The sequence below is a fragment of the Streptomyces sp. ISL-96 genome (genome assembly GCF_018614035.1).
Taxonomy (GTDB): domain Bacteria; phylum Actinomycetota; class Actinomycetes; order Streptomycetales; family Streptomycetaceae; genus Streptomyces.
On sequence record NZ_JAGGPA010000036.1, the window covers coordinates 57,091 to 82,991 of the forward strand.

Annotated in this window: 22 protein-coding genes and 1 tRNA gene; 13 read left to right on the top strand and 10 right to left on the bottom strand. The window is 70.0% G+C overall.

Features of this window, described 5'->3' with window-relative positions:
- Nucleotides 1-53: 53 nt before the first annotated feature.
- Nucleotides 54-938 (top strand): ADP-ribosylglycohydrolase family protein, encoded by an 885-nt coding sequence (locus tag J7E96_RS22935; protein WP_215133547.1) that lies wholly within the window; start codon nt 54-56, stop codon nt 936-938.
- 124 nt (nt 939-1,062) lie between these two features.
- On the opposite strand, the gene J7E96_RS22940 is transcribed toward J7E96_RS22935, so the two are convergent.
- The 9 genes from J7E96_RS22940 to ligD form a co-directional block, all read right to left on the bottom strand.
- Complete coding sequence (locus tag J7E96_RS22940) at nt 1,063-1,542, bottom strand: DUF3291 domain-containing protein (protein ID WP_215133548.1); 480 nt, start codon at nt 1,540-1,542, stop codon at nt 1,063-1,065.
- 79 nt (nt 1,543-1,621) lie between these two features.
- The gene (locus J7E96_RS22945; RefSeq protein WP_215133549.1) at nt 1,622-3,079 is read right to left on the bottom strand and encodes a penicillin-binding transpeptidase domain-containing protein; all 1,458 of its coding nucleotides are present in this window, start codon (nt 3,077-3,079) and stop codon (nt 1,622-1,624) included.
- Nucleotides 3,076-4,455: an FtsW/RodA/SpoVE family cell cycle protein gene (locus tag J7E96_RS22950; RefSeq protein ID WP_215133550.1), complete on the bottom strand. Its 1,380-nt coding sequence runs from the start codon at nt 4,453-4,455 to the stop codon at nt 3,076-3,078. The genes J7E96_RS22945 and J7E96_RS22950 overlap by 4 nt, the downstream gene beginning before the upstream one ends.
- Nucleotides 4,456-4,571: 116 nt before the next feature.
- Nucleotides 4,572-4,991, bottom strand: coding sequence for an SH3 domain-containing protein (locus J7E96_RS22955; protein ID WP_215133551.1), 420 nt, complete (start codon nt 4,989-4,991; stop codon nt 4,572-4,574).
- 159 nt (nt 4,992-5,150) lie between these two features.
- Entirely contained in the window at nt 5,151-6,416 is a 1,266-nt protein-coding gene (locus tag J7E96_RS22960; RefSeq protein ID WP_215133552.1) for a HAMP domain-containing sensor histidine kinase, read from the bottom strand.
- Nucleotides 6,413-7,231, bottom strand: coding sequence for a hypothetical protein (locus tag J7E96_RS22965; protein ID WP_251070288.1), 819 nt, complete (start codon nt 7,229-7,231; stop codon nt 6,413-6,415). The genes J7E96_RS22960 and J7E96_RS22965 overlap by 4 nt, the downstream gene beginning before the upstream one ends.
- Before the next feature lie 46 nt (nt 7,232-7,277).
- Nucleotides 7,278-7,574, bottom strand: coding sequence for a zinc-ribbon domain-containing protein (locus J7E96_RS22970; RefSeq protein ID WP_215133587.1), 297 nt, complete (start codon nt 7,572-7,574; stop codon nt 7,278-7,280).
- 69 nt (nt 7,575-7,643) lie between these two features.
- Entirely contained in the window at nt 7,644-8,606 is a 963-nt protein-coding gene (locus J7E96_RS22975) for an ATP-dependent DNA ligase (protein WP_215133553.1), read from the bottom strand.
- Nucleotides 8,607-8,612: 6 nt separating this feature from the next.
- Nucleotides 8,613-9,515 (bottom strand): non-homologous end-joining DNA ligase, encoded by a 903-nt coding sequence (ligD, locus tag J7E96_RS22980; RefSeq protein WP_215133554.1) that lies wholly within the window; start codon nt 9,513-9,515, stop codon nt 8,613-8,615.
- Between the two features lie 60 nt (nt 9,516-9,575).
- On the opposite strand from ligD, the gene J7E96_RS22985 reads away from it, so the two are divergent.
- From J7E96_RS22985 to J7E96_RS22995, 3 genes are all read left to right on the top strand, one after another.
- On the top strand, nt 9,576-10,583 hold the full coding sequence (locus J7E96_RS22985) for a Ku protein (RefSeq protein ID WP_215133555.1): 1,008 nt from the start codon (nt 9,576-9,578) through the stop codon (nt 10,581-10,583).
- A 139-nt stretch (nt 10,584-10,722) separates the two neighbouring features.
- Nucleotides 10,723-12,783, top strand: coding sequence for a phosphocholine-specific phospholipase C (locus J7E96_RS22990; RefSeq protein WP_215133556.1), 2,061 nt, complete (start codon nt 10,723-10,725; stop codon nt 12,781-12,783).
- 189 nt (nt 12,784-12,972) lie between these two features.
- Complete coding sequence (locus J7E96_RS22995; protein ID WP_215133557.1) at nt 12,973-13,254, top strand: hypothetical protein; 282 nt, start codon at nt 12,973-12,975, stop codon at nt 13,252-13,254.
- Between the two features lie 162 nt (nt 13,255-13,416).
- Here J7E96_RS22995 and J7E96_RS23000 read toward each other — a convergent pair.
- Nucleotides 13,417-13,488, bottom strand: a tRNA-Arg gene (locus J7E96_RS23000).
- A 158-nt stretch (nt 13,489-13,646) separates the two neighbouring features.
- Between J7E96_RS23000 and J7E96_RS23005 the strand changes: the two genes are divergently transcribed.
- The 9 genes from J7E96_RS23005 to J7E96_RS23045 all read left to right on the top strand — a co-directional run bounded on the left by J7E96_RS23005 (nt 13,647) and on the right by J7E96_RS23045 (nt 25,827).
- Nucleotides 13,647-14,072, top strand: coding sequence for a response regulator (locus J7E96_RS23005; RefSeq protein WP_215133588.1), 426 nt, complete (start codon nt 13,647-13,649; stop codon nt 14,070-14,072).
- 78 nt (nt 14,073-14,150) lie between these two features.
- On the top strand, nt 14,151-15,113 hold the full coding sequence (gene nrtL, locus J7E96_RS23010) for an ArgS-related anticodon-binding protein NrtL (protein ID WP_215133558.1): 963 nt from the start codon (nt 14,151-14,153) through the stop codon (nt 15,111-15,113).
- Nucleotides 15,114-15,138: 25 nt separating this feature from the next.
- On the top strand, nt 15,139-16,530 hold the full coding sequence (gene lysA / locus J7E96_RS23015; RefSeq protein WP_215133559.1) for a diaminopimelate decarboxylase: 1,392 nt from the start codon (nt 15,139-15,141) through the stop codon (nt 16,528-16,530).
- Between the two features lie 93 nt (nt 16,531-16,623).
- The gene (locus tag J7E96_RS23020; protein WP_215133589.1) at nt 16,624-17,925 is read left to right on the top strand and encodes a homoserine dehydrogenase; all 1,302 of its coding nucleotides are present in this window, start codon (nt 16,624-16,626) and stop codon (nt 17,923-17,925) included.
- A gap of 6 nt (nt 17,926-17,931) precedes the next feature.
- Complete coding sequence (gene thrC / locus J7E96_RS23025; protein WP_215133560.1) at nt 17,932-19,002, top strand: threonine synthase; 1,071 nt, start codon at nt 17,932-17,934, stop codon at nt 19,000-19,002.
- Nucleotides 19,003-19,286: 284 nt separating this feature from the next.
- A complete protein-coding gene (thrB, locus tag J7E96_RS23030; protein WP_215133561.1) occupies nt 19,287-20,207 on the top strand; it encodes a homoserine kinase in 921 nt (306 codons plus the stop codon).
- 335 nt (nt 20,208-20,542) lie between these two features.
- Nucleotides 20,543-22,627: a transcription termination factor Rho gene (rho, locus tag J7E96_RS23035; protein ID WP_215133562.1), complete on the top strand. Its 2,085-nt coding sequence runs from the start codon at nt 20,543-20,545 to the stop codon at nt 22,625-22,627.
- A 232-nt stretch (nt 22,628-22,859) separates the two neighbouring features.
- Nucleotides 22,860-24,605 carry a trypsin-like serine protease gene (locus tag J7E96_RS23040; protein ID WP_308296094.1) on the top strand — a complete coding sequence of 582 codons (1,746 nt, stop codon included), beginning with the start codon at nt 22,860-22,862 and terminating at the stop codon, nt 24,603-24,605.
- A gap of 109 nt (nt 24,606-24,714) precedes the next feature.
- On the top strand, nt 24,715-25,827 hold the full coding sequence (locus tag J7E96_RS23045) for an LCP family protein (RefSeq protein ID WP_215133563.1): 1,113 nt from the start codon (nt 24,715-24,717) through the stop codon (nt 25,825-25,827).
- The last annotated feature ends 74 nt before the right edge of the window (nt 25,828-25,901 follow it).

Sequence of the window (25,901 nt, forward strand, 5' to 3'; positions counted from 1 at the left end):
TCCGGCTCAAAAGAGGTGTACGGCCGGGCACCCCGCCCGGCACGATGGCGGCCATGACCACGAACGCGAACGTGCCCGCCGCCCGCCGGAGCCTGGAAGCACTCGCCCTCGGTGACGCTTTCGGCGAGCGCTGGTTCCCTCTCTTCCGCGAGCGGCAGCAGGCGTTCGAGGAGATCCGGGACCGGCGCGTCCCCGAGGAGCCCCTCTGGCACTGGACCGACGACACCGCGATGGCGCGCGCCGTCATGCGGGTGCTCGACGAGCACGGTGAGATCCGCCAGACGCCGCTGGCGATGTCGTACGCCCTCACCTTCATGGCCGACCAGGCGCGCGGCTACGGCAGCGGAATGCACGAGCTGCTCCCGCAGCTCATCGAGGACCCCTCGGCCTGGCCCGGCCTCGCCCGCCGGCTCTTCGGCGGGGAGGGCAGCCTCGGCAACGGCGCGGCGATGCGGGTGGCGCCACTGGGGGCCTGGTTCTCCGGCGACCTCGAAGTCGTCGTCGCGCAGGCTGGGTTGTCCGCCGAAGTGACTCACGCCCATCCGCAGGGCGTCGCGGGCGCGGTGGCCGTCGCCGTCGCGGCGGCGCTCTCCGTGCGGGGCGAGCTGTCGGTGGCGGGCGTGGCGGAACGTACACCCGAGGGGCCGGTCCGCGACGGGCTGCAGCGGGCGGCGGACCTGCCGTTCACCACCGCGCCGTGGAAGGCCGCCGATGTGCTGGGCAACGGGCAGCGGATCCGCGCCGACGACACCGTGCCGTTCGCGGTGTGGACGGCGGCGCGGCACGCGGACGACCTGGAGGCGGCGCTGTGGTCGACGGCGGAGGGCTTCGGTGATGTCGATACGACGTGCGCGATCGCGGGCGGAATCGTCGGCGCCCGTACGGGAATTGACGCGATGCCGGCGCAGTGGGCGGAGCGGCGGGAGGCGCTGGAGTAGCGAGACCGGTCGTGATCACGCAACCCGCCCCCAACAGCCACCTGGCCCGTACGGGCCCCCGCCACAGCCGCCGACCCGTCAAGGTCCGCGAAGAGGCCATGCCGCCGTGCGGCAGGTCGGCTGATCACGCCGCCGAACCGCCGCCGGGGGCCGGGAACGGCGTACGCAGCGTGAAGGCCTCCGGGGTCGGGCCGTGCTCGCGCAGACACAAGAGCGCCTTCTCGGCGTCCGCCACCGTCGGGCGGCAGCCCGTCTGCACCCACCACAGCGCCGTCATCGCTTCCTTCACGCGCTCGAACCACTCGTGGCGCCGGCCCAGCAGCTCCCGGTGCTGCCCCTGGTACATGAAGGCGGTCAGGGCGTTGGGGTCGCGCCACACCGACATGTTCACGATCAGCCACTCGTCCCCGAACACGGAAACGTCCGTCGCGTCGCCGGTGTCGCCCTGCAGCCGCCATATGAATCCGTCGGCGCCGTCGGCCGCCGCGTTCACCGGGTCCAGCGCGTCCACGAAGTCCTTCAGCTCCGGTGAGTCCAGCGGGAACTTGAGGCGGGCGATGTTCACTTGGGCGAGTTCGTACGCAGCGGAGTCAGCAGTAGCCATGGCCGCACGATAAGCGCGTACGACCGGCCCGGCCCGGCCATTTCGCGGACCGAGACGCCTTGGCCGGCCTTCACGACGCTCAGTCGTCCAGCGCGGCCCGCATCACCGCCCGTGCGATCGGCGCGGCGCTGCCTCCGCCGCTGATGTCGGCGCGGTCCGCCGACGCGTCCTCCACGACGACCGCCACCGCGACCGCCGGCTGACCGTCGCCGTGCTCCTGCGCCCAGGAGATGAACCAGGCGTACGGCGTCCCGGTGTTGTCGACGCCGTGCTGCGCCGTGCCCGTCTTGCCGCCGACCCGGACCCCGGGAATGGCGGCGTTCGTGCCCGTCCCGTTCTCCACGACGTCGACCATCATCTGCTGGAGCTGCATGGCGGTGGCCGGGCTCATCGCCTGGTGCAGGGACTTCTGGCTGTTCTGCGCCACGACGTCGCCGTCCGACCGCGTCACCTTGTCCACCAGGTACGGGGACTTGAGCTCGCCGCCGTTGGCGACCGCCGCCGCGACCATCGCCATCTGGAGCGGCGTCGCCCTGGTGTCGTACTGGCCGATGGAGGACAGGGCGAGCTGGTCGGCGGTCATGCTGGTGTCGAAGTTGCTCCTCGACACCCCGGACGGAATCTTCAGCCCGCCGTCGTTGAACCCGAACTTCCGTACGGTGTCGAGCATTCCGGCCAGCCCCACCCGCACGCCCAGATCCGCCATCACCGTGTTGCAGGAGAACCGGATCGCGTACGCCAGCGACGCGTTGCGGCAGCCGCGCGCCTCGTTGGGGAGTGTGGTGCTGGTGCCGGGCAGGACGTACGGCTCAGGTGTCTTCGTCGGCGCGTCGATGTCCGTCACCACCTCGGTTTCGAGCGCCGCCGCAGCCGTCACGATCTTGAAGGTGGAACCGGGCGGGTACGTCTGGCGGACGGCCCGGTTGAGCATCGGCTGATTCGGCGAGCCGTTCAGCCGCGCCCACGCTTCGGTGACCCGCTTCCCGGTGCCGGAGAGCTCCTGCGGATCGTACGACGGGCTGCTGACCAGCCCCAGGATCTTCCCCGTCGAAGGCTGGATCGCCGCGACGGCGCCCTTCCTGCCGCGCAGTCCCCGGTACGCCGCCCGCTGGACCGCGCTCTTGATGGTGGTGACGGCGTGGCCGCCGGGCTGGCGCGAGCGCGTGATCTCGTTCCACAGGGGGAGCGGGGCGAGCAGCGGGTCGGTGCCGGAGAGGACGTCGTCCTCGGCGTTCTCGATGAAGGTCGTGCCGTACGTCTGGGAGGCGTAGCCGGTGACGGGCGCGTACAACGGCCCGTGGAGATACGTTCTTTCGTACCGCAGCTGCTCACCGCTGTCCCTGGACCCGGTGACCGGCTTCCCGTCGATGATGATGTTGCCGCGTACCTGCTGGTAACGGCCGATCGTCTTGCGCCGGTTGGCGGGATTGTCGTCGAGCTCTTCCGCCTGGAAGACCTGGATACGGGCGGCGTTCAGCAGCAGCGCGACGAGCAGCAGCAGACAGAACCCGGCCGCTCGCCTGATGTAGCGGATCACTGGTCGTCCTCCACGACGGGGGCGATGACGCCGGTCTCGACGTGCTCGGGGTGCGGGCTGCGGGCCGAGTCGCTGACCCGGATCAGGAGCGCCACGATGATCCAGTTGGTGACGACGGACGAGCCGCCCTGCGCGAGGAACGGCATCGCCATGCCGGTCAGCGGGATCAGTCCCATCACGCCGCCCGCGATGACGAACACCTGGAGCGCGAGGATCGAGGCGAGGCCGATCGAGAGCAGCTGCCCGAACGGATCGCGCAGTGCGAGGCCCGCCCGGTAGCCGCGGGCGACGAGCAGGGCGTAGAGCAGGAAGATCGCGGTGAGGCCCGACAGGCCGAGTTCCTCGCCCGCCGTCGCCAGGATGAAGTCGGACTTGGCGGCGAAGCCGATGAGGACGGACTCGCCGGCGCCGAGCCCCGCGCCGAGCATGCCGCCTGCCGCGAAGGCGAAGAGCGACTGGGCGAGCTGGCTGGGGCCCTGGCCGGCGTCGACGGAGGCAAAGGGGTTCAGCCAGTCCTCGACGCGGCTGTTGACGTGCGGTTCGAGCGAGCCGACGACGAAGGCGCCGACCGCCGCGAGCAGCAGGCCGACGGCGATCCAGCCGGTGCGGCCGGTCGCGACGTACAGCAGGATCACGAAGAGTCCGAAGAAGAGCAGTGACGTGCCCAGGTCGCGTTCCAGGACGAGTACGCCGACGCTGAGCAGCCAGATGGCGACGATCGGGCCGAGCACGCGGCCGGTGGGGAGCTGGAGCTTCCAGATCTTGCGGCCGGTGTAGGCGAGGGCGTTGCGGTTGGCCGCGAGGTACGCGGCGAAGAAGACGGCGAGCAGGATTTTCGCGAACTCGCCGGGCTGGAAGGAGAAGCCGCCGACGCGGATCCAGATCTTCGCGCCGTTGATGGCCGGGAAGAAGATCGGCACGGTCATCAGGACCAGGGCGGCGGCGACCGAGAGGTACGCGTACCGCTGGAGGACGCGGTGATCGCGGAGCAGGATCACGACGCCGATGAAGAGCGCGACACCGAGGGTGGACCAGACGAGCTGGGTGGGGGCCGCCTGGTCCCTGGGGGTTTCGAGGTCGAGGCGGTAGATCAGCACCAGGCCGAGGCCGTTGAGGAGGACCGCGATGGGCAGGAGCAGCGGGTCGGCGTACGGGGCGCGGAAGCGGACGGCGAGGTGGGCGAGGAGTGCGAGGACGCCGAGGCCCGCGCCGTAGCCGGCGGCGTCGGGGGGTACGGCGCCGTTCTTGGTGAGGCCCACGCCGATGTAGCCGAACACGGCGATGAGGACGGCGCCGACGAGGAGCGAGAATTCGACGCCGCGCCGCTTGGGGAGGCGTACCTCGGGCGGGGGAGCGTCCACCGTCGTTGCGGTCATGTCAGGCAACGTAGCAAGCGGGCAGGCTGTATGTCCGTATATGTGTGCTCACGCCCAAGGGGTTCGCGCGGCGGGGGCCGAACTCTCCGGGCGTGAGCGGGGGTGCTAACGGTGCGTCAGCACCAGCGGGGGACGGGGCCGATGTTCGCGATGTAGTGCGCCGAGCCCCAGGCCCAGGTGCCGTCGGTGAGCAGGTACCAGCGGTTGTTCCCGTGCACGTTGTCGCCGCGGGTCTTGCAGAAGATGCGGACGATCGCCCCGTAGGGCTTGCTGCCGATGACCCGGCTGCTGCGGGTGGGCTTGTCGCGCAGCAGCAGCCCGGGCTTGGCTATGACGCGTCCCTTGTAGAGGTGGGAACTCTGACTCTTGGCGCTCTGGGCACTCTTGGGGCTCTTGGCACTCTGGGCGCGCTCGGCCGGGGGCTTGACGGGGTCCGCCGCGGCGAGCGCCGGGCCCGCGGCGGTGAGGGCGGCGACGGCGCCGGCGGCGACGTACAGGCCGAGCCTGGGGAGCGGAGACCGGGGGAGCAGGGGCATGTTGGCTCCTGGCAAGTGAGAGGCCTTCGCCGCGGCGAAGGGCGGCGGGGGACTCCGGTCCGTCCGTAACGAACCGGTCCCCGACTCGCCCGGTTCACACTAATTTCGACACTTACTGATCGCAATCCGTCACTTTGTGTGCACGGCGTCGCTGGTCGGCTAGGGAGCCTCCGATGTCTCCTTGACCTCCGGCAGCTTCAGCGTTGTCACCGCCCCGCCGTCCGGCGCGTTCGCGAAGGTCAGTTCGGCGCCGATGGCCTGCGCCTGCCCCACGGCGATCGTCAGGCCGAGACCGTGCCCCTTGCCGCCGGCGCGCGGCTCCGTCCTGAAGCGCTGCGGGCCGTGCTCCACCAGGTACTCGGGAAAGCCCTCGCCGTGATCCCGCACGGTCACCACGGGGCCGTCCACGGTCAGTACGACCGGCTCCCGGCCGTGCTGGTGCGCGTTGCCTATCAGGTTGCCCAGCACCCGCTCCAGCCGCCGCCGGTCCGTCTCGACGCAGGCGTCCCGTACGATCCGGACCTCGGTCGGCGCCCCCGGCCCGCGCGCCACGCGCTCCGCCAGTGGCCCGATCCGGTGCACGTCGAGGCTGATCTGTTCACTGCCCGCGTCGAGCCGGGAGATCTCCAGCAGGTCCTCCGTCAGCATCCGCATCGCGCGCACCCGGTCCTGCACGAGCTGCGTCGGCCGGCCGGGCGGCAGCAGCTCCGCCGCCGCGTGCAGACCGGTCAGCGGAGTGCGCAGTTCGTGGGCCACATCGGCGGTGAAACGCTGCTCGCTCTGCAGCTTTCCCTGGAGGGTGGAGGCCATCGCGTCCAGGGCGCCGGCGACCGTGGCCACCTCGTCCTGCGGGCGTGAAGGGGCTTTCGTGCGGGGGTCGTTGACGCGGGCGTCGAGGTCGCCCGCGCTGATCCGGCGCGCCACCGAGGCGGTCTGGTGCAGGCGGCGCGTCACACGGGTGACGGCGAAGACGCCGACGAGCAGCGTCGCGGAGATGGCGAGGAAGGACGAGCCGACGATGGCCCGGTCCAGGCCCGTGATCGTACTGACGCCCTGGCTGTAGTCGATCTCGGCGGCCATGGCGCGCCGGCCGGCCGGGGCCGCCGCCCACATGGTGGGGCGGCCGTCGTGCTCGCTGACGACGGTGCCGTGCCGGCCGGAGAGGGCGAGGTCGCGCAGTTGGGCGGGCAGTCCGTCCGGGTCGATGCCGGTGTCCGGCGGCAGCGGATCGCCGGCTTCGTACGCCCTGGTCGCCTCCTCCAGTCTGGTGAGGGCCTTCTCGCGGGCCTGGTTGAGCGTCTGGTGCGTCACGGAGACGTGCACGAGTGCGCCGAGCAGCGCCGCGAGCCCGCAGCACATCACGGTGATGAAGGCCGCGGCCTTCCAGGTGAGGCGCCCGGTCCAGGCGGGCAGACGGGGTCTCATGAGCGGCCGCCGGGCCCGTTGGGGGGTGTCGTGGGGGCGGCTGCGGGGGGCGGGGTGGCCGTCGAAGTCGGAGTGGCCGTCGGAGTCGGGGTGGGGGTCGTGTGGGTGTGGGAGTGGGTGTGGGAGGGCAGCGGGTCGCCTCCGTCCTTGTGCACCCGCAGGATCTCGTCGCGGGTGGGCAGCATGGCGTGCTGGTGGTCGTCCCAGGACCAGGCCGTCCGGAACTCGTACCCCGGCAGGTTCGAAGGCGCCCGGATGATGAGGTCCCGGCCCGCGAGCGAGACCCCGATCACGGCGTCGCTGGTGCCCATGATGCGGGTCAGCCGGCCCTTCTCGGCCAGGTAGCAGCGCACCGCGAGCTGGCCCTTGGGCATGGAGACGCCGAGGATCAGCTCGGCTTTGCCGTCGCCGGTGAGGTCGCGGTAGTACGCCTTGAGCACCGGGCAGGTCTTCGGTCGCGTGTCGCAGGCCAGGAGCTGCCTGACTGTCTGCTCGTACCTCCCGTCGGGCCCGCTGAGGGCGTCGGGATGCGCCGCCTGCTCCGCCTGGGCGACGGCCACCGGCCTCACCCTGCGCACATCGTCGCCCGGCACCCTGATCCCGCGAACCGTCTCCGTCTCGCCCTCGCCGTAGTCCATCGGAGGGACCGTGGCGGCCGGGCGCTCCGGCCACAGGCGGGTGGGCCCGACGGCGGTGGGCGTGGGCCCGGCGCTTTTGAGCTCGCCCGCGTCGGCGCAGCCGGACAACGCGGCTGCCACCGCTGCTGCGGCGGCGGTCAGCAGCAGTGCCGCGCGGGCGGTGCGGTGCGCGCTCAAGGCTCCCTCTCTGCGGAATGGTTCTGTTTACTTCACGACCGGCGGCTCAGCGCTGATACGGATTCTGCCCCGGCTGCTGCTGGTGCGCCTGCCCGTAACCGTCGCCGGCCCGTTCTTGCGCCTGGAGCTGCTCCGCCTGCTCCTGGGTCACCTTCTGCTCGGCGCCGCAGAAGGTGCACTGTGTCGTGTACTTCGTGGAGAACGGAAACAGCGGAATGAAGAAGAGCGTGAACTTACTGACACGCTTCCTGAGCGTGTGCGCCGCCGGATTCCCGCAGCTTTGGCACACCAGTGTGAGTATGGCCAGTTGGTAGAGGAAGCTCTTGCTGCCAAAGATGATCATCAGGTGGTCCACTCCGTACGTTCGCGATCGTTTGTTGCCGAGTCTGCACCAACGGCGCCGGGGCAGGACTCACGCACCCTCCGGCGGGGCCAGGTCGGGGCGCAGCCGGTGCCACGACGGCTGGCGCAGGAGCCCCGCCTTCGTCCGGGTGCTGTACGCGACCTCGCCGACCAGGCGCGGCAGCACCCACCGCGCCCCCGCGACGGGCGGTACCTCGGCGAACGGGCACTCGTCGACGGCGGCGACGCGCAACAGCTCGGCGAGCAGAGCACGTTCGCGGTCGTTCCACCCCGTCCCCACGCTCCCGATGAACCGCAGGACCCCACCCTCGTACTCGCCGAGGAGTAGCGCCCCCGGCAGCCCCGAGAGGCGGCCCCGGCCGGGGACCCACCCACCGACGATCGCGTCCACCGTCCGGACGTTGCGGATCTTGATCCAGTCGCGGGAACGCAGCCCCGGTGTGTACACGGAGTCGAGCCGCTTGCAGACCACGCCCTCCAGGCCCCCCTCCTTGGTCGCCCGGAGCGCCTCCTCGCCGTGCCCGGTGACCGCGCCGGGCGTCGACCAGTGCGACCCCCGCAGACCGAGGCTCTCCAGCTCCCGCCGGCGTTCGCGGTACGGCAGCCCGACGATGCTGCGGCCCCGCAGGTGCAGGGCGTCGAACAGCATCAGATGGGCCGGCACGTCCGGTGCCAGGCGGGCGGCCTTCGCGGGCGATCCGGACAGGCCCATCCGGGCCTGCAGACGCTCGAAGTCCGGACGGCCGTCGTCGTCGAGCGCGACGATCTCGCCGTCCAGCACCGCCGCGACCCCCGCGCCGAGGGCGGTGCCCAGCGGCAGCAGCTCGGGGTAGGCGGCCGTGATGTCCGCGCCGGACCTGGCCCGCAGCATCAGTGAGCCGTCGCCCGGCAGATAGACAATGGCCCGCTGGCCGTCGTGCTTGCTTTCGAACGCCCACCGCCCCTGCTCGCGCGCCGGCGGCAGCGTGCCCGGTGTCGCGAGCATGGGCTCGATCAGGGGCAGTGTGACCATGGCCGATCACGCCCGGGGCGCCCGAGGCAACGGCCGGGCCCGGCCCGGATCGAGCAGCGGGCCGAGCAGATCGCCGTACCGCTCCAGCCGTACGCCGATGTCCTGCGCCCGGAAGACGAGCCGCGCCGGGTCCGATCGCCCGTCCTCGACCTCCTCCCAGGTCACCGGCGCCGACACGGTCGGCTCCTCCCTGGCCCGCAGGGTGTACGGCGCGGCGGTCGTCTTCGCGGCGGCGTTCTGGCTGAAGTCGACAAAGACCTTCCCCGGCCGCAGCGCCCGCGTCATCCGGTGCACGACCAGCTCCCCGAGCGCCTGCTGCGCCTCCACCGCGAGCCCTTTCGCGTACGCCGAGACCTCCTCCGACGGCGTCGGCTCCAGCGCCGCGTACAGGTGCATCCCCTTGGAGCCGGAGGTCTTCGCGTACGCCTCGATGCCGTCCGCCGCCAGCCGCTCCCGCAGCCACAGCGCGACCTCACAACACTCCGCGACGCTTGCCGGGGGCCCGGGGTCGAGGTCGATGACCAGCCGGTCGGCGATGCCGGGATCGGGGGCCAGCCACTGCGGCGTATGGAACTCCACCACCAGGTTCGCGGCCCAGATCAGCGTCGGCAGGTCCTGGATGAGGACCTGGCGCGCCTTCTCGCCCTCGGAGCGCTCCACCTCCACCGTCCGCACCCAGTCGGGCGTACCCTGCGGCGGATTCTTGGTGAAGAACAGCTGCCCGCGCGGCCCGTCCGGATAGCGCAGGAAGGAGATGGGCCGGTCGTAAAGGTGCGGGAGGAACGCGTCCGCGATCGTGGCGTAGTAGTGCAGCACCTCGGCCTTGGTGGTCCCGGTGGCGGGATAGAGGACCTTGTCCAGATTGCTGAGCGCCAGGCGCCGCCCCTCCACCTCTGTGATAGGCGACATACGATGAGAATCCCACGGATATGTGATGAGTGACGCCTAAGTGCCCTAAGGGGGCGAATCGTGCGACCCATCTGGAACGGTGCCATCTCCTTCGGCCTGGTCAGCATCCCGATCAAGCTGGTGAACGCCACCGAGCACCACTCGGTCTCGTTCCGCCAGATCCACACCGCCGACGGCGGCCGCATCCGCTACCGGAAGGTCTGCGAACTCGACGGCGAGGAGGTCCCGGCGTCCGAGATCGGCAAGGGGTACGAGGAGCCGGGCGGCGGGATCGTGCCGATCGCCGATGAAGACCTGGCCGCGCTCCCGCTGCCGACGGCCAAGACGATCGAGATCGTCACTTTCGTGCCGGCGTCCGAGATCGACCCCCTCCAGATGGACTCGGCGTACTACCTCTCCCCGAATGGCGTGCCCGCGGCCAAGCCGTACGTCCTGCTGCGCGAGGCACTCAAGCGCAGCGACAAGGTGGCCGTGGCGAAGTTCGCGCTGCGGGGGCGCGAGCGGCTCGGGATGCTGCGGGTGGTGGACGACGTCATCGTCATGCACGGTCTGCTCTGGCCCGACGAGGTACGTGAGCCGGAGGGCGTCGCACCGGAGACGAAGGTGACGGTGCGCGACGCCGAACTGGACCTGGCGGACGCGCTGATGAACACCCTGGGCGACGTAGACCTTGAATCGCTGCACGACGACTACCGCGAGGCGGTCGAGGAGATGATCGCCGCGAAGGCGTCCGGCGGTGAGCTCGTGGAGCGGTCGCCGGCGGCGGGTGGCGGCCAGGTGATCGACCTGATGGCGGCGCTGGAGAAGAGCGTGCGGGCGGCGAAGGAGTCGCGGGGGGAGGGGTCGGGGGAGGGAGAGGGCCAAGGGGCCGACGTCACGCGGATGGCCGGGCGCAAGACGGCCACTGGGGAGAAGGGCGCCGCGGCGAAGAAGACGGCCACCGTGAAGAAGAGCACCGCGGCGAAGAAGTCGGCCTCGGGGGAGAGTGGTAAGCAGTCGTCCGGGGCGTCCGGGGCGAAGAAGAGCACCGCCAAGAAGTCCGCTCCACGGAAGCGCACCTCAGCCTGACTGCCGCACCCTGCACGCGCATTGGCGACGTATACCGCGACATTTCACCGGGACGGCACGCGCCCTTCCCTTCCACTCGCTCCTCTTGGACCATTCAGATCCGCTTCTGTCCCCTCACACTCCAAGAGGCCCCACACTCATGCCAGAACTCAATAGGCGCCGCTTCCTCCAGATAGCCGGCGCGACCGCGGGCTTCGCCGCCCTGTCGGGCAGCATCGACCGGGCCGCCGCCATCCCCGCCAACAGTGTCTCCGGCACCATCCAGGACGTCGACCACATCGTCGTACTGATGCAGGAGAACCGTTCCTTCGACCACTACTTCGGCGCGATGAAGGGCGTACGCGGCTTCGGAGACCCGCGCCCGGTGACGCTGCCGAGCGGAAAGTCGGTCTGGCACCAGGCGGACGGCAACAAGAAGGTGACGCTGCCGTTCCACCCGACGGCCGACGACCTGGGCATGCAGTTCCTCCAGGGCCTCAACCACGACTGGGCGGGCGGCCACAAGGCCATCAACAAGGGCAAGTACGACCAGTGGGTGCCCGCGAAGACGCCGACGACGATGGCGTACCTGACGCGGGAGGACATTCCCTTCCACTACGCCCTTGCTGACAAGTTCACGGTGTGCGACGCGTACCACTGCTCGTTCATCGGAGCCACCGACCCCAACCGCTACTACATGTGGACGGGTTACACCGGCAACGACGGCGCCGGCGGCGGCCCGGTCCTGGGCAACGAGGAGGCGGGGTACGGCTGGACGACGTACCCCGAGCGGCTGGAGAAGGCCGGGGTCTCCTGGAAGATCTACCAGGACACCGGCGACGGCCTGGACGCGGCCGGTCACTGGGGCTGGATAAATGACGCCTACCGGGGCAACTACGGCGACAACTCGCTCCTCTACTTCAACCAGTACCGCAACGCCAAGCCCGGCGACCCGCTCTACGACAAGGCCCGTACCGGCACCAGCGTCAAGAACGGCGACGGCTACTTCGACGACCTCAACGCCGACGTCCAGGCGGGCAAGCTCCCGCAGATCTCCTGGATCGCCGCGCCCGAAGCCTTCACCGAGCACTCCAACTTCCCCTCGAACTACGGTGCCTGGTACATCGCGCAGGTCCTGGACGCGCTGACCTCGAACCCCGAGGTGTGGAGCCGGACCGCCCTGTTCATCACGTACGACGAGAACGACGGCTTCTTCGACCACGTCGTGCCGCCGTACCCGCCGGCCTCCGCCGCGCAGGGCAAGTCCACCGTCGACACCTCCACCGAGCAGTACGCGGGCGGCACGTCGTACGCGGCGGGCAACTACGGCCTCGGCCCGCGCGTCCCGATGCTCGTCGTCTCGCCCTGGAGCAAGGGCGGTTACGTTTGCTCCGAGGTCTTCGACCACACCTCGATCATCCGCTTCATGGAGCGCCGCTTCGGCGTGAACGAGCCGAACATCTCCCCGTGGCGGCGCGCGATCTGCGGCGACCTGACGTCGGCCTTCGACTTCAGTACGGCGGACCCGCAGCCCGCCGCGCTGCCCGACACGGCCGCGTACGAGCCGCCGGACCACGAGCGCCACCCCGACTACCGGCCCACCCCGCCGGCGGTCGGCAGCCTGCCCAAGCAGGAGCCGGGTGCACGCCCGGCGCGTGCGCTGCCGTACGCCCCGTACGTGGACGGCGCCGTGAACGCGGCCGACGGCCGAATCGCCCTCACCTTCAGCCCGGGGGCGGCAGCGGGCGCGCAGTTCTACGTCACGTCGGCGAACCGCACGGACGCGCCGTGGACGTACACCGCCGAGGCGGGCAAGAAGATCACGGACACCTGGAACTCGGCGTACTCCAAGGGCACGCACGACCTCACGGTCCACGGCCCGAACGGCTTCCTGCGCACGTTCAGAAGCCCCGCTAAGACCGCCGGCCCGGAGGCGACGGCCCGCCACAACGCGACCACGGGCAACCTCGACCTGACCCTGATGAACCCGGGCACCACAACAGCCAGCCTGACCATCACCAACGCCTACGGTGGCGCACGTCAGACCTTCGCGCTGCGCGCGGGCGCGACGGTGACGCACACCGTGGACCTGCGCACGACCAAGCGCTGGTACGACGTATCGGTGGTCTCCGACACGAATACCACCTTCCTGCGCCGCTTCGCCGGCCACGTGGAGACGGGCGCGCCGGGCGTGAGCGACCCGGCCACGATCACCACCTGAACGGGGCGCCTCGACCGGCCGTACGACCTCCGGCACTCGGCGCTGTCGATCTGGCGCGGCGCTAGGCTTCAAGCCCCTGGACTCGTCCGGGGGCTTTCGCCGTTGAAGCGCTGACAGGAAGCGGTGGCAGTCTGGCTCCCGTGGTCGCCCTCAAGAGAAGACCGAGCCTTGTGATCTTCGGGAGATGTCATGAGCTTGCTTGCGGTACTCGATGAAGCGGTGGCCGCTCTCAAGACTCCTCTGGAGGAGGACGACCGGGCGCAGGGCTGGACCGATGATCTTCGAAGAGAGGTACAGGAAGAGATCTCGATCAATCGCTCAGTGCTGCGTCGCCACGGGATGGGCATGGTGCGGCACCTGTGTCCTCGCTTCGACAAGTGGATGGAACACGAGGGTGTACAGCCCGGGCGTCTCCTGGCCTTGGTGGGCGACGTGCAGCGGTCGCTCGTGGAAGCTCGGAACGAGGCGTGAGAAACGCCCGCCGGCCTGGGCGTTCATCGCCCGCCGCCAGTCCACGAATAGTCCACGGACCCCGACATACGGACGCTCCGGGTGCACATGCCTGCACATACGCGAAGACCCCGTTCTCAGCGAAAGCGCTGATGGCGGGGTCTTTGGGCACCTCGTACAAGGTGCCCCCGGCAGGATTCGAACCTGCGCACACGGCTCCGGAGGCCGTTGCTCTATCCCCTGAGCTACGGGGGCGTACCGCCGCGGGTGGCGGCGATGAGTGAACACTACCAGTTCCCGCCGGGTGTCCATGAACAGGTTTTGCGGGCTCCCGGCGTCCCCCTCCCGGGGTGGAAGTCGGCAAAAGCCGGACGCGGCGGTAGGGGGCAACCTACTCTCGAGTTGTGCCAGGCGTGTCCGGCCGCGTGCTTGTTGTGGACGACAACAAGGTCATCCGGCAGTTGATCAGGGTCAATCTCGAGCTGGAGGGCTTCGAGGTGGTGACCGCGGCCGATGGTGCCGAGGCTCTGGACATCGTTCACCGGGTCTGCCCCGATGTCGTGACGCTGGATGTCGTGATGCCGCGGCTCGACGGGCTGCGGACGGCCGCCCGGCTCCGGGAGGACCCGCGGACCAGTCGGCTGCCCGTCGCGATCATCAGTGCCTGCACGCAGTACGAGGTGGAGAGCGGCCTCGCCGCGGGCGTCGACGCCTTCCTCTCCAAGCCCTTCGAGCCCGCCGAGCTGGTCAGGCTCGTACGGCAGTTGATGCACCGGGAGAGCCCGCCGTCTGCCGACGGCAGGCATGAAGCCGGGCAGGCGGGGCGTACGGTCGGTTGAGGTGACCGCCGACCAGCTGGTGCCCGGATGGCGAAACCGGTTCGCGTGGTGCCCCCCCTCCTCCCATACGCTTGTCCCGTGACCCCCGCAGAGCTCTCCCGTACCGTGCTGCGCGCCGTGCGTCGCGCCGTGGACCAGGACGTGCTGCGGGCGCCGGTGCCGGAGCGCGCCGTCGTCGAGCGGCCGCGGCCCGGCGGCCGTGGCGATTACGCCACCAACGTCGCCCTCAAGCTCGCCGGCCCCGCCGGCCGCCCCGCCCGCGAGGTGGCAGAGATCCTCCGGGCTCTGCTCCTGGAGGAGCGGGAAGCAGCGATCCTTGACGTCGAGGTCACCGGGCCCGGGTTCCTGAACCTCACGCTCGCGCAGGACGCGCATGCCTCCGTTGTACGTACCGTCCTCTCCCAGGGGCATGCCTACGGGCACGGCCGCGCGCTCGCCGGTGAGGTCGTCCGGGTGGGGAGCGGGCCCCACGCCGACGCCGTGGCCCGGCTCGTCCACGCCCAGGGCGGGACCGTCGTGCGTACGAGTGCGACTGATGTCCCGGTGGCTGACCTTGGCGATCTCGATGCTCTCCGCGCCCGGCTCGGGCGCGACGGCGCCACGTGGCGGGTGCTCTGGCCCACCGCGACAGCCGCCCCCGACGACCTCCTCGTGCAGCGCGAGACCAATCCCCTCTTCCGGGTGCGGTACGCCCACGCCCGTTGCCGCGCCCTTGTCCGCAACGCCGCCGCACTTGGGTTCATCGGCGATGGCGGCCGGGATACAGAGGGAGAGGGGTGTGGGGTGGCTCGGGTTCTTGCCGACTACCCCGGCATCCTTGAAGCCGCTGCCCGCCATCGCGCGCCCGACCGGCTCGCCCGGCACCTCGACATGGCGGCGCAGGCCTTCTTCCGCTTCCACGACGCCCACCCCGTCCTCCCCCTCGGCGACGAGAAACCCTCGGTCGCCCACCGTTCCCGGCTGGCCCTCGCCGAGGCCACCGGGACGGTGCTCGCCGGCGGCCTGTCCTTGCTCGGCGTCAGCGCCCCCGAACACTTGTGACAGTTGTGAGAGAGACAGAAGAGACATGAGCCGTTCCGCACACCCCGCCGGGCCCCGTCACGCCGACGTCTACCCCGAGGGCCACTACACCGCCCCGGCCGCCGACCTCAACGTCCTCGACGAGAAGGTCTGGGCGAGGACAGTCCGGCGTAATGACGACGGTGTCGTTTCCGTCGGCGGCATCGAAGTGACCCGCCTCGCCGAGGAGTTCGGCACACCCGCCTACTTCCTCGACGAGAGCGACTTCCGCGCCCGCTGCCGCGCCTGGGCCGACGCGTTCGGGCCGGACGCCGACGTGTTCTACGCCGGCAAGGCCTTCCTCTCGCGGGCCGTCGTCCGCTGGCTCCAGGAGGAGGGGCTCAATCTCGATGTCTGCTCCGGTGGGGAACTCACCACCGCGCTCGACGCCGGGATGCCCGCCGAGCGCATCGCCTTCCACGGCAACAACAAGTCCGTGGAGGAGATCGAGAGGGCCGTGCGCGTCGGCGTCGGGCGGATCGTGCTCGACTCCTTCCAGGAGATCGTTCGCGTCGCGCACATCGCGCAGAGCCAGGGGAAGCGGCAGCGTGTCCAGATTCGCGTGACGGTGGGCGTTGAGGCGCATACGCACGAGTTCATCGCCACCGCCCACGAAGACCAGAAGTTCGGGATCGCGCTCGCCGACGGGCAGGCGGCGGAAGCGGTACGTCGGGCCCTGCGGCTCGACGGGATCGAGCTCATCGGCATTCACTCCCACATCGGGTCGCAGATCTTCGACATGGCCGGTTTTGAGGTTTCCGCGCGGCGCGTGGTGCAGCTGCTGGCCGAGGTACGGGACGAGCACGGCGTCGAGCTGCCCGAGATCGACCTCGGCGGCGGGCTCGGCATCGCGTACACCTCCGAGGACGACCCCAGCGAGCCGCACCAGATCGCCAAGGCGCTCAACGAGATCGTCACCAGGGAGTGCGAGGCCCACGGCCTGGCCACCCCCCGCATCTCCGTCGAGCCCGGCCGCGCCATCGTCGGGCCCACCGCCTTCACCCTCTACGAGGTCGGCACCATCAAGCCGCTGGAGGGGCTGCGTACGTACGTGAGTGTGGACGGCGGCATGTCGGACAACATCCGCACCGCGCTGTACGACGCCGAGTACAGCGTGGCGCTCGTGTCGCGCACCTCCGACGCCGAGCCGATGCTCGTCCGTGTCGTCGGCAAGCACTGTGAGAGTGGCGACATCGTGGTGCGGGACGCGTTCCTCCCCGCCGACCTCGCGCCCGGTGACCTCATCGCCGTGCCCGCCACCGGGGCGTACTGCCGCTCCATGGCCAGCAACTACAACCACTCCCTGCGCCCGCCCGTCGTAGCCGTCAACGAGGGTGAAGCGCGCGTCATCGTCCGGCGTGAGACGGAGGAAGATCTCCTGCGTCTCGATGTCGGTTAATGAAATAGATGTCTCGCAATCTGGACGAAGGCTAGAAACTCCCGTCCGGTGAGTGAGACTGGTTCGCACTCAAGCATGAAGAAACGAGGTCGGATGATGCGTACGCGTCCGCTGAAGGTGGCGCTGCTGGGCTGTGGTGTGGTCGGCTCAGAGGTGGCGCGCATCATGACGACGCACGCCGACGACCTCGCCGCCCGAATCGGGGCCCCGGTCGAGCTCGCCGGCGTCGCGGTCCGCCGCCCCTCCAAGGTCCGCGAGGGCATCGACCCCACCCTGATCACGACCGACGCGACCGCCCTGGTCAAACGGGGCGACATCGACGTCGTCATCGAGGTCATCGGCGGCATCGAGCCGGCCCGCACCCTCATCACCACCGCCTTCGAGCACGGCGCCTCCGTCGTCTCCGCGAACAAGGCACTGCTCGCGGAGGACGGCGCGGCCCTGCACGCGGCTGCCGAGGAGCACGGGCGGGATCTGTACTACGAGGCCGCCGTGGCCGGTGCGATTCCGCTCGTACGGCCGCTGCGCGAGTCGCTCGCCGGGGACAAGGTCAACCGGGTGCTCGGCATCGTCAACGGCACGACCAACTTCATCCTCGACAAGATGGACACGAGCGGAGCCGGCTACTCCGAGGCGCTCGACGAGGCCACCGCCCTCGGGTACGCCGAGGCCGACCCCACCGCCGACGTCGAGGGCTTCGACGCCGCCGCCAAGGCCGCCATCCTGGCCGGGATCGCCTTCCACACCCGCGTGCGGATCGGCGACGTACACCGGGAAGGGCTGACCGAGGTCACGGCCGCGGACATCGCTTCCGCGAAGCGCATGGGGTGCACCGTCAAGCTGCTCGCCATCTGCGAGCGCGCCGCCGACGGCCGGTCCGTCACCGCGCGCGTCCACCCGGCGATGATCCCGCTGACCCACCCGCTGGCCTCGGTCCGCGAGGCGTACAACGCGGTCTTCATCGAGGCCGAGGCGGCCGGGCAGCTCATGTTCTACGGTCCGGGCGCCGGCGGCGCTCCGACCGCCTCCGCCGTTCTGGGCGACCTCGTCGCCGTCTGCCGGAACCTGGTCGCCGAGACCACCGGACCGGGCGAGTCCGCGTACACCCAGCTTCCTGTCAGCTCCATGGGCGAGGTCGTCACGCGCTACCACATCAGTCTCGACGTGGCCGACAAACCGGGCGTTCTCGCCCAGGTCGCGACGGTCTTCGCCGAGCACGGTGTCTCCATCGACACCGTGCGCCAGCAGAGCCGGCAGGACGGAGGCGGCGAGGCATCCCTCGTCGTCGTCACCCACCGCGCGCCCGACGCCGCCCTTTCGGGGACCGTCGAGGCGCTGCGCAAGCTCGACACCGTGCGCGGTGTCGCCAGCATCATGCGTGTTGAAGGGGAGTAAGGACCCATGACCAGCATCGGCACCCACCAGTGGCGCGGCATCATCGAGGAGTACCGGGACCGTCTTCCGGTGACGGAGACAACGCCGGTCGTCACGCTCGGCGAGGGTGGCACGCCGCTCGTACTGGCGCAGGTCCTCTCCGAGCGCACCGGCTGCGAGGTGTACCTCAAGGTCGAGGGCGCCAACCCGACCGGGTCCTTCAAGGACCGCGGCATGACCATGGCGATCACCCGTGCCAAGGAGGAGGGCGCGAAGGCCGTCATCTGCGCCTCCACCGGCAACACGTCGGCCTCGGCCGCCGCCTATGCCGTACGCGCCGGGATGGTCTGCGCCGTCCTCGTGCCGCAGGGCAAGATCGCGCTCGGCAAGATGGGCCAGGCGCTGGTCCACGGCGCCAAGATCCTCCAGGTCGACGGCAACTTCGACGACTGTCTGACGCTGGCCCGCAGCCTGTCGGACAACTACCCCGTCGCGCTGGTCAATTCGGTGAATCCGGTCCGCATCGAGGGGCAGAAGACCGCCGCCTTCGAGATCGTCGACCGGCTCGGTGACGCCCCGGACATTCACGTACTTCCCGTCGGCAACGCCGGAAACATCACGGCGTACTGGCGTGGGTACCGCGAGTACGCGGCCGACAAGATCTCCACGCACACCCCGCGAATGTGGGGCTTCCAGGCCTCCGGCTCGGCGCCGATCGTGCGCGGCGAGGTCGTCAAGGACCCGCACACCGTCGCCACCGCGATTCGCATTGGCAACCCCGCCTCGTGGCAGTACGCCCTTGAGGCCCGGGACGAGTCGGGCGGCTTCATCGACGAAGTGACGGACCGGCAGATCCTGTCCGCCTACCGGCTGTTGGCCGCGCAGGAGGGCGTCTTCGTCGAGCCCGCGTCGGCGGCGAGCGTCGCCGGTCTGCTCAAGGCGGCCGACGAGGGCAAGGTCGACCCGGGCCAAAAGATCGTGTGCACGGTGACCGGAAACGGCCTCAAGGACCCGGACTGGGCGGTGGCCGGAGCGCCGCAGCCCGTCACGGTGCCCGTGGACGCCGCCACGGCCGCGGAGCGCCTCGGCCTAGTCTAGAGGCGCCTCGTCCAGAGGTCTGGAGGCGCCCGGCGGGGGCCGGCAGGCGGCGTAAAGCCCCGTAAGGCCCGTAAGCCAGACATAGGCGCACAGGATGGCTCGCGACACGCATCGTGCGCCTCCTGTGCGCCCTATGTCGTCACTGAACCTTCCTTCGATAGGCTGTACTGAACCCGCCCCGCCGCATATGCCGCGGTGCTGTTGCCGTCATGGCCTTCGGGTGTTCGTACTTCGTCAAAATCTCGCAGTCCCACAAGCAGTCCCACAAGGAGAGTCGTCGAGCGATGGCCGGTCCCGCGTTCCGCGCCGCCGCCGTAAGGGTGCGCGTCCCCGCCACCAGCGCAAATCTTGGTCCCGGCTTCGATGCCCTGGGCCTGTCGCTGGGGCTGTACGACGATGTCGTCGTCCGGGTCGCCGACTCCGGCCTGCACGTCGACATCGCAGGTGAAGGCGCCGAGACGCTGCCCCGCGACGAGAGCCATCTGCTCGTACGGTCGCTGCGCACCGCCTTCGACCTGCTCGGCGGACAGCCGCGCGGCCTGGAGGTCGTCTGCGCCAACCGCATCCCGCACGGCCGCGGCCTCGGCTCCTCCTCCGCCGCCATCTGCGCCGGCATCGTCGCCGCGCGCGCCGTGACCATAGGCGGCGACGCGCGCCTCGACGAGGCCGCGCTGCTGGAGCTGGCGACCGAGATCGAGGGGCACCCCGACAACGTCGCCGCCTGCCTGCTCGGCGGCTTCACGCTCGCCTGGACCGACGGGGGAGCGGCCAGGGCGATCAGGATGGACCCCGCGGCTTCCGTCGTTCCGGTGGTCTTCGTCCCCGGAAAGCCAGTGCTCACGGAGACCGCCCGCGGCCTGCTGCCGCGCACCGTCCCCCATGTGGACGCAGCCGCCAACGCCGGCCGCGCCGCCCTGCTCGTAGAGGCCCTGACCAGGCGTCCCGAGCTGCTGCTCGCGGCGACCGAGGACCGACTCCACCAGGACTACCGTGCCCCGGCGATGCCGGAGAGCCTGGCCCTGGTCAACCGACTGCGCGCGGACGGCGTCCCCGCAGTGATCTCCGGTGCGGGCCCCACGGTGCTCGCGCTGGTCGAGGACAGTGCGGCCGACAAGGTCGCACAGCTGGCGGGCGAGGGGTGGGCGGCCAACCGGCTGGCTCTCGACGCCGCCGGAGCGAGTGTTCTGCCGCTCGGAGCGCAGTGACACGCGATTGCCGGTGAACGAGAGGGGGAATATTTGTTGGATCCGGTAGTGTTAATCTCAAGTCTGCACCCGGCGTCCTTGTGGCGCGGTGCACCGTGTCCCCGTTCGGGACCACCATTCTTCCGGGAGCCTCCCCAACTGCCTGAGCAGCCTGCCTGAGCAGTTTCGAGCACGCTCCGGAACCGGTAATGCAAGAGCCGGACCCCCAGCACGTTATTCCCTCCGCCATATCCGGCGGACCACCGCCCCGGCACGGTTTACCAGAACCGCAGTCGGACAGCACAACCGGTCGCCGAGCCAGACAGGCCGACGTCCGCTCCAGGGAAGGACCCTTCGTGAGCGACACCACCGATCTGATGGGCGTGACTGCCGACAAGAATGTCGACAACACCGCGTCCGCCGCAGGTGCTGCCACTGGTAGTGCCGCACGGCGCCGCCGCTCCGGCACCGGCCTCGACGGCATGGTCCTGGCCGAGCTGCAGCAGGTCGCGTCCGGCCTCGGCATCAGGGGCACCGCGCGTATGCGCAAGAGCCAGCTGATCGAGGTCATCAAGGAAACGCAGGCCGGCGGCTCTGCCCCGGCGAAGAGCGCCGACACGGCCGGCTCCGCTGCCGAGACCAAGCCGAAGCGCCGCGCCACCTCCAAGGCTCGTACGGGAGACGAGGCCGCTGCGGCTGCCCCGGCCGCCGTGCCCGCCGCCGAGAAGGCTGTGGCCCAGCAGCAGATCGAAATCCCCGGTCAGCCTGCCAGCGACGACCAGCCGGTCGGCGAGCGCCGCCGGCGTCGGGCGACCGCCCAGGCGGGCAGCCCCGACACGGCCGTCGCCACCGAGGTGAAGGCCGAGCCCAAGGGCGACGTCAAGACCGAGCCGCGGACCGACGCGCAGCCCGAGGCCAAGGCCGAGGCAGCCGTCGACACCTCCGAGGGCCGCCGTGACCGCGGCGAGCGCGGTCAGCGCGGCGACCGCCAGCGTGACCGCCAGCGTGACCGCGGTGACCGTGGTGACGGAGCGCGCGGCGACCGCCAGGACCGTGGCGACCGCGGCGATCGCCGTGACCGCGGCGGCAAGGGCGACGACCAGGGCGGCCAGCGCCAGCAGCGCCAGGGTGGCCAGGGCCAGGGCCAGGGCCAGGTCCAGGGCGGCCCCCAGGGCGCCGGACCGCAGGACGACGACGATTTCGAGGGTGGCCGTCGTGGCCGCCGCGGCCGCTACCGCGACCGCCGGGGCCGTCGTGGCCGCGAGGAGTTCGGCAGCGACGCGCCGCCGGTCTCCGACGACGACGTCCTGATCCCCGTCGCGGGCATCCTGGACATCCTCGACAACTACGCGTTCATTCGTACGTCCGGCTACCTGCCGGGCCCGAACGACGTGTACGTGTCGCTTGCCCAGGTCCGCAAGAACGGCCTGCGCAAGGGTGACCACGTCACCGGCGCCGTCCGCCAGCCCAAGGACGGCGAGCGCCGCGAGAAGTTCAACGCGCTCGTACGCCTCGACTCGGCGAACGGCATGGCGGCCGAATCCGGCCGCGGGCGCCCGGAGTTCAACAAGCTGACGCCGCTGTACCCGCAGGACCGGCTGCGCCTCGAGACCGACCCGGGCGTCCTGACGACCCGGATCGTCGACCTCGTCGCGCCGATCGGCAAGGGCCAGCGTGGCCTGATCGTGGCCCCGCCGAAGACCGGTAAGACCATGATCATGCAGGCGATCGCCAACGCGATCACCGTCAACAACCCCGAGTGCCACCTGATGGTCGTCCTCGTCGACGAGCGTCCTGAAGAGGTCACCGACATGCAGCGGTCGGTGAAGGGCGAGGTCATCTCCTCGACCTTCGACCGCCCGGCCGAGGACCACACCACCGTCGCCGAGCTGGCCATCGAGCGCGCGAAGCGCCTCGTCGAGCTGGGTCACGACGTGGTCGTCCTGCTGGACTCGATCACCCGTCTGGGCCGTGCGTACAACCTCGCGGCCCCCGCCTCCGGACGCATCCTGTCCGGTGGTGTCGACTCGACCGCGCTCTACCCGCCGAAGCGCTTCTTCGGTGCGGCGCGCAACATCGAGGACGGCGGCTCGCTGACCATCCTGGCCACCGCGCTGGTCGAGACCGGCTCGCGCATGGACGAGGTGATCTTCGAGGAGTTCAAGGGCACCGGCAACATGGAGCTCAAGCTCGACCGGAAGCTCGCCGACAAGCGCATCTTCCCGGCTGTGGACGTCGACCCGTCCGGCACCCGTAAGGAGGAGATCCTCCTCAACGCGGAAGAGCTCGCCATCGTCTGGAAGCTGCGCCGGGTGCTGCACGCACTCGATTCGCAGCAGGCGATCGAGCTCCTGCTGGACAAGATGAAGCAGACGAAGTCGAACGCCGAATTCCTGATGCAGATCGCGAAGACGACTCCTTCGGGCAACGGCGGCGACTAACCGCCGTCGGCGTACACAGCGCCAACTGAGCCGCCCCGTCACGAAAGTGGCGGGGCGGCTTTGTCGTGCCCGGAAATAAACGTCCTCCGCACGGAGATGTTGCCAAGTTGTGTTCACTGGTTGGCCACAAGTGGCTGTTGGTGTACGGGAGTCGGCCGTACGATCGATCGGCCACAGGTGGGGGGATCCATTTGGGGCGCTTCATCGACATCTGAATCAGGAGTCCCGAGTGATCTCTGGCAAGCAGGGCGGCAAACACCGCCGCCGGGTACGCATAGCCGTGCCGGCCGCAGCCGCCGCGATAGCGGCCGCCGTCGCCGGTGCGATGCTGATGGCCCCGGCCAACGCCGCGGAGCCGCTGCCCAAGCCCACGATCAAGCCTGCCGTCAGCTCGCCCTCCCAGGCGCAGCTGGAAGCGCGCCTCGCGGCCGCGGCCAAGAAGGCCAAGGAGCCCAAGGGCGCCAAGTTCTCGTCGGGCGCGACGATCGACCCCAAGATCATCGGCGGCTCGGAGACCACCATCTCCTCGGCCCCGTGGATGGCGCAGCTCTTCTACGAGGACGGCGACAACTCCTTCTTCTGCGGCGGCGCCGTCATCGCGCCGACGAAGATCCTCACCGCGGCGCACTGCGTCAAGGGTGTGGACTGGAAGGGGAAGGGCGTCGTCGTCACCGGCACCGAGACGCTGGCGACCGACGCGAACCACGGCGGCACCGTCACCGGTGTCTGGCGGCAGTGGAACCACCCGAAGTACAGCGACTACACGCTCGACAACGACATCGCGGTCCTGACGCTGGCCGCCCCGGTCAACGTCAAGCCGATCAACATCACGAAGTCGGACGACACCACGTCGTACAAGCCGGGGACCACCGCCACGGTCTACGGCTGGGGCCGCACCTCCTCCACCAGCAACGCGATCGCGCCGACGCTGAAGAAGGCGAGCCTGCCGATCAACTCCGACGCCACGTGCGCCGATTGGCAGCTCGGTAGCGAGTTCATCCCGAACCACATGGTCTGCGCGGGCGAGCCCGCGAGCGGCAAGGACGACGGCACGACGACCGCCTGCAACGGCGACTCGGGCGGCCCCCTGGTCGTCGGCGGCAAGATCGTCGGTGTGGTCTCGTGGGGCGTCACGGACTGCGTGGAGAAGGGCGCGTACAGCGTCTACTCCAAGGTCAGCTGGTACGCCGGCTCCGTCGTCCCGCGCGTCGACGACGCCAACATCACCAACGACCACCGCTCCGACGTGCTGGCCCGTCGCAGCGCGTCCGACGGCACGCTCTACTACTACGCGTCCAAGGGCACCTCGTTCGCCGCGCGTATGCCGGCCGGCAACTACGGCAACACCAATGTGATCCTCCAGAGCGACCTCAACCGGGACGACTACGAGGACGTCATCTTCCGGACCAAGTCCGGTGACGTCTGGTGGCAGCACTACGTGCCGTCCACCGAGCAGTGGGCAGACACGAAGATCGCGTCCGGCTGGGGCTCCAGGAAGCAGATCGTCGTCCCCGGTGACGTCACCGGCGATGCCCTGCCCGACCTGCTGTCCGTCGACTCCGCGGGCGTCCTGTGGATCTACCCCGGCAAGGGCAACGGCACCTTCTCGCCCCGCGTCCAGGTCGGTACCGGCTGGAGCCAGTTCAACTCCGTACGCGGCAACGGTGACTTCACCGGCGACGGCAAGGCCGACCTGATCGCGCGCAAGGCCAGCACGTCCGAGATGTTCCTCTACAAGGGCACGGGCAAGGCCGGCACCGGCGCCTTCGCGTCCAAGATCAAGGTCCGTACGTGGAGCGGCTACAACGCCTTCGACGCGGCCGGCGACGTCACCGGTGACGGCAAGGCCGACTACCTGGCCCGTACGCCCGGCGGCACGCTGTACCTCTACCCGGGCACCGGCAAGGCCTCCTCGGAGATCTTCGCCACACGCATCACCATCGGGACCGGCTGGCAGCAGTACAACATCTTTGGCTGAAAACCCTGGTGAGAGGGGGCTTTGACCCCTTTCCGCCGGACCGTTCGGACGACGTCCTGTGGCCCCTGCCCCCAGCGGGGGCCACAGGACGTTGTGCAACCCTTCACGGATGTCCGAGCAGCAGCAGACCAGGAGCAGCCGAATACGGGGGACCGGCAGACGCCGGAAGGAACCCAGTGCCCGCACGAAGGCGGCCACCGTCACGGCGTGGGCCGCGGCGGGCGCTGTGCTGCTGGGCGGCACCGGACTCGGTTACGTGTACTTCAAACTCAACGGCAATCTCAAGGCTGTTGACATCAACACCCAGCTCGGCGGCGACCGCCCCGACGACGTCGACAACGGCTCCCTGGACATCCTCGTCCTCGGCTCCGACTCGCGCTCGGGCGACAACGCCAAGTACGGCGAGGACGAGGGCGGCGCCCGCTCCGACACCGCGATGGTCATGCACGTGTACGAGGGCCACAAGAAGGCCAGTCTCGTCTCGATCCCGCGCGACACCCTGATCACCCGTCCCACGTGCACCTCCGACACCGGCGGCGGGACCGTCCCCGGCGGCGAGCAGCGGATGTTCAACACGGCGTACCAGGTGGGCGGCCCTGCCTGCGCGGTCAAGACCGTCGAGAAGATGTCCGGCATCCGCATGGACCACTACGTCGAGGTCGACTTCACCGGCTTCAAGAAGCTCGTCGACGATCTGGGCGGCGTGGAGATCACCACCACGCGGTCCATCAACGACGACAAGAGCCACCTCGACCTGAAGCCCGGCACGCACACCCTCGACGGCGAGAAGTCGCTCGCTCTCGTACGGACCCGCAAGAGCGTCGGCGACGGCAGCGACCTCGGCCGCATCCAGCTCCAGCAGGCCTTCATGAAGGCACTGATCAACCAGGTCAAGGACGTCGGCGTCTTCACGAGCCCCAAGAAGCTGTACGACCTCGCCGACAGCGCCACCAAGACCGTCACCACCGATTCCGACCTCGCCTCGGTCAACGACCTTGTGGCCTTCGCGGGCGGCCTCAAGGGCATCGGCCCGGGCGACATGAAGATGGTGACGCTGCCCGTGCGGTACGACCCGGCCGACCCAAACCGTGTCCTGCCGCTCCAGCGCCAGTCCAAGCGGGTCTGGGACGCGCTGCGCCAGGACAAGCCCGTACCGGCCTCCGCGACCAAGGGCTCGGCGGGCGACCGGGGCGGCGCGGGCAAGGTCGTACAGAGCCAGTAGCGCGACGGGAGCGGGAGGGGAATAGTTCTGCCCCGTCCCCGGTTTTGGGAGATGCGGCCAGTGCTGGCAGACTG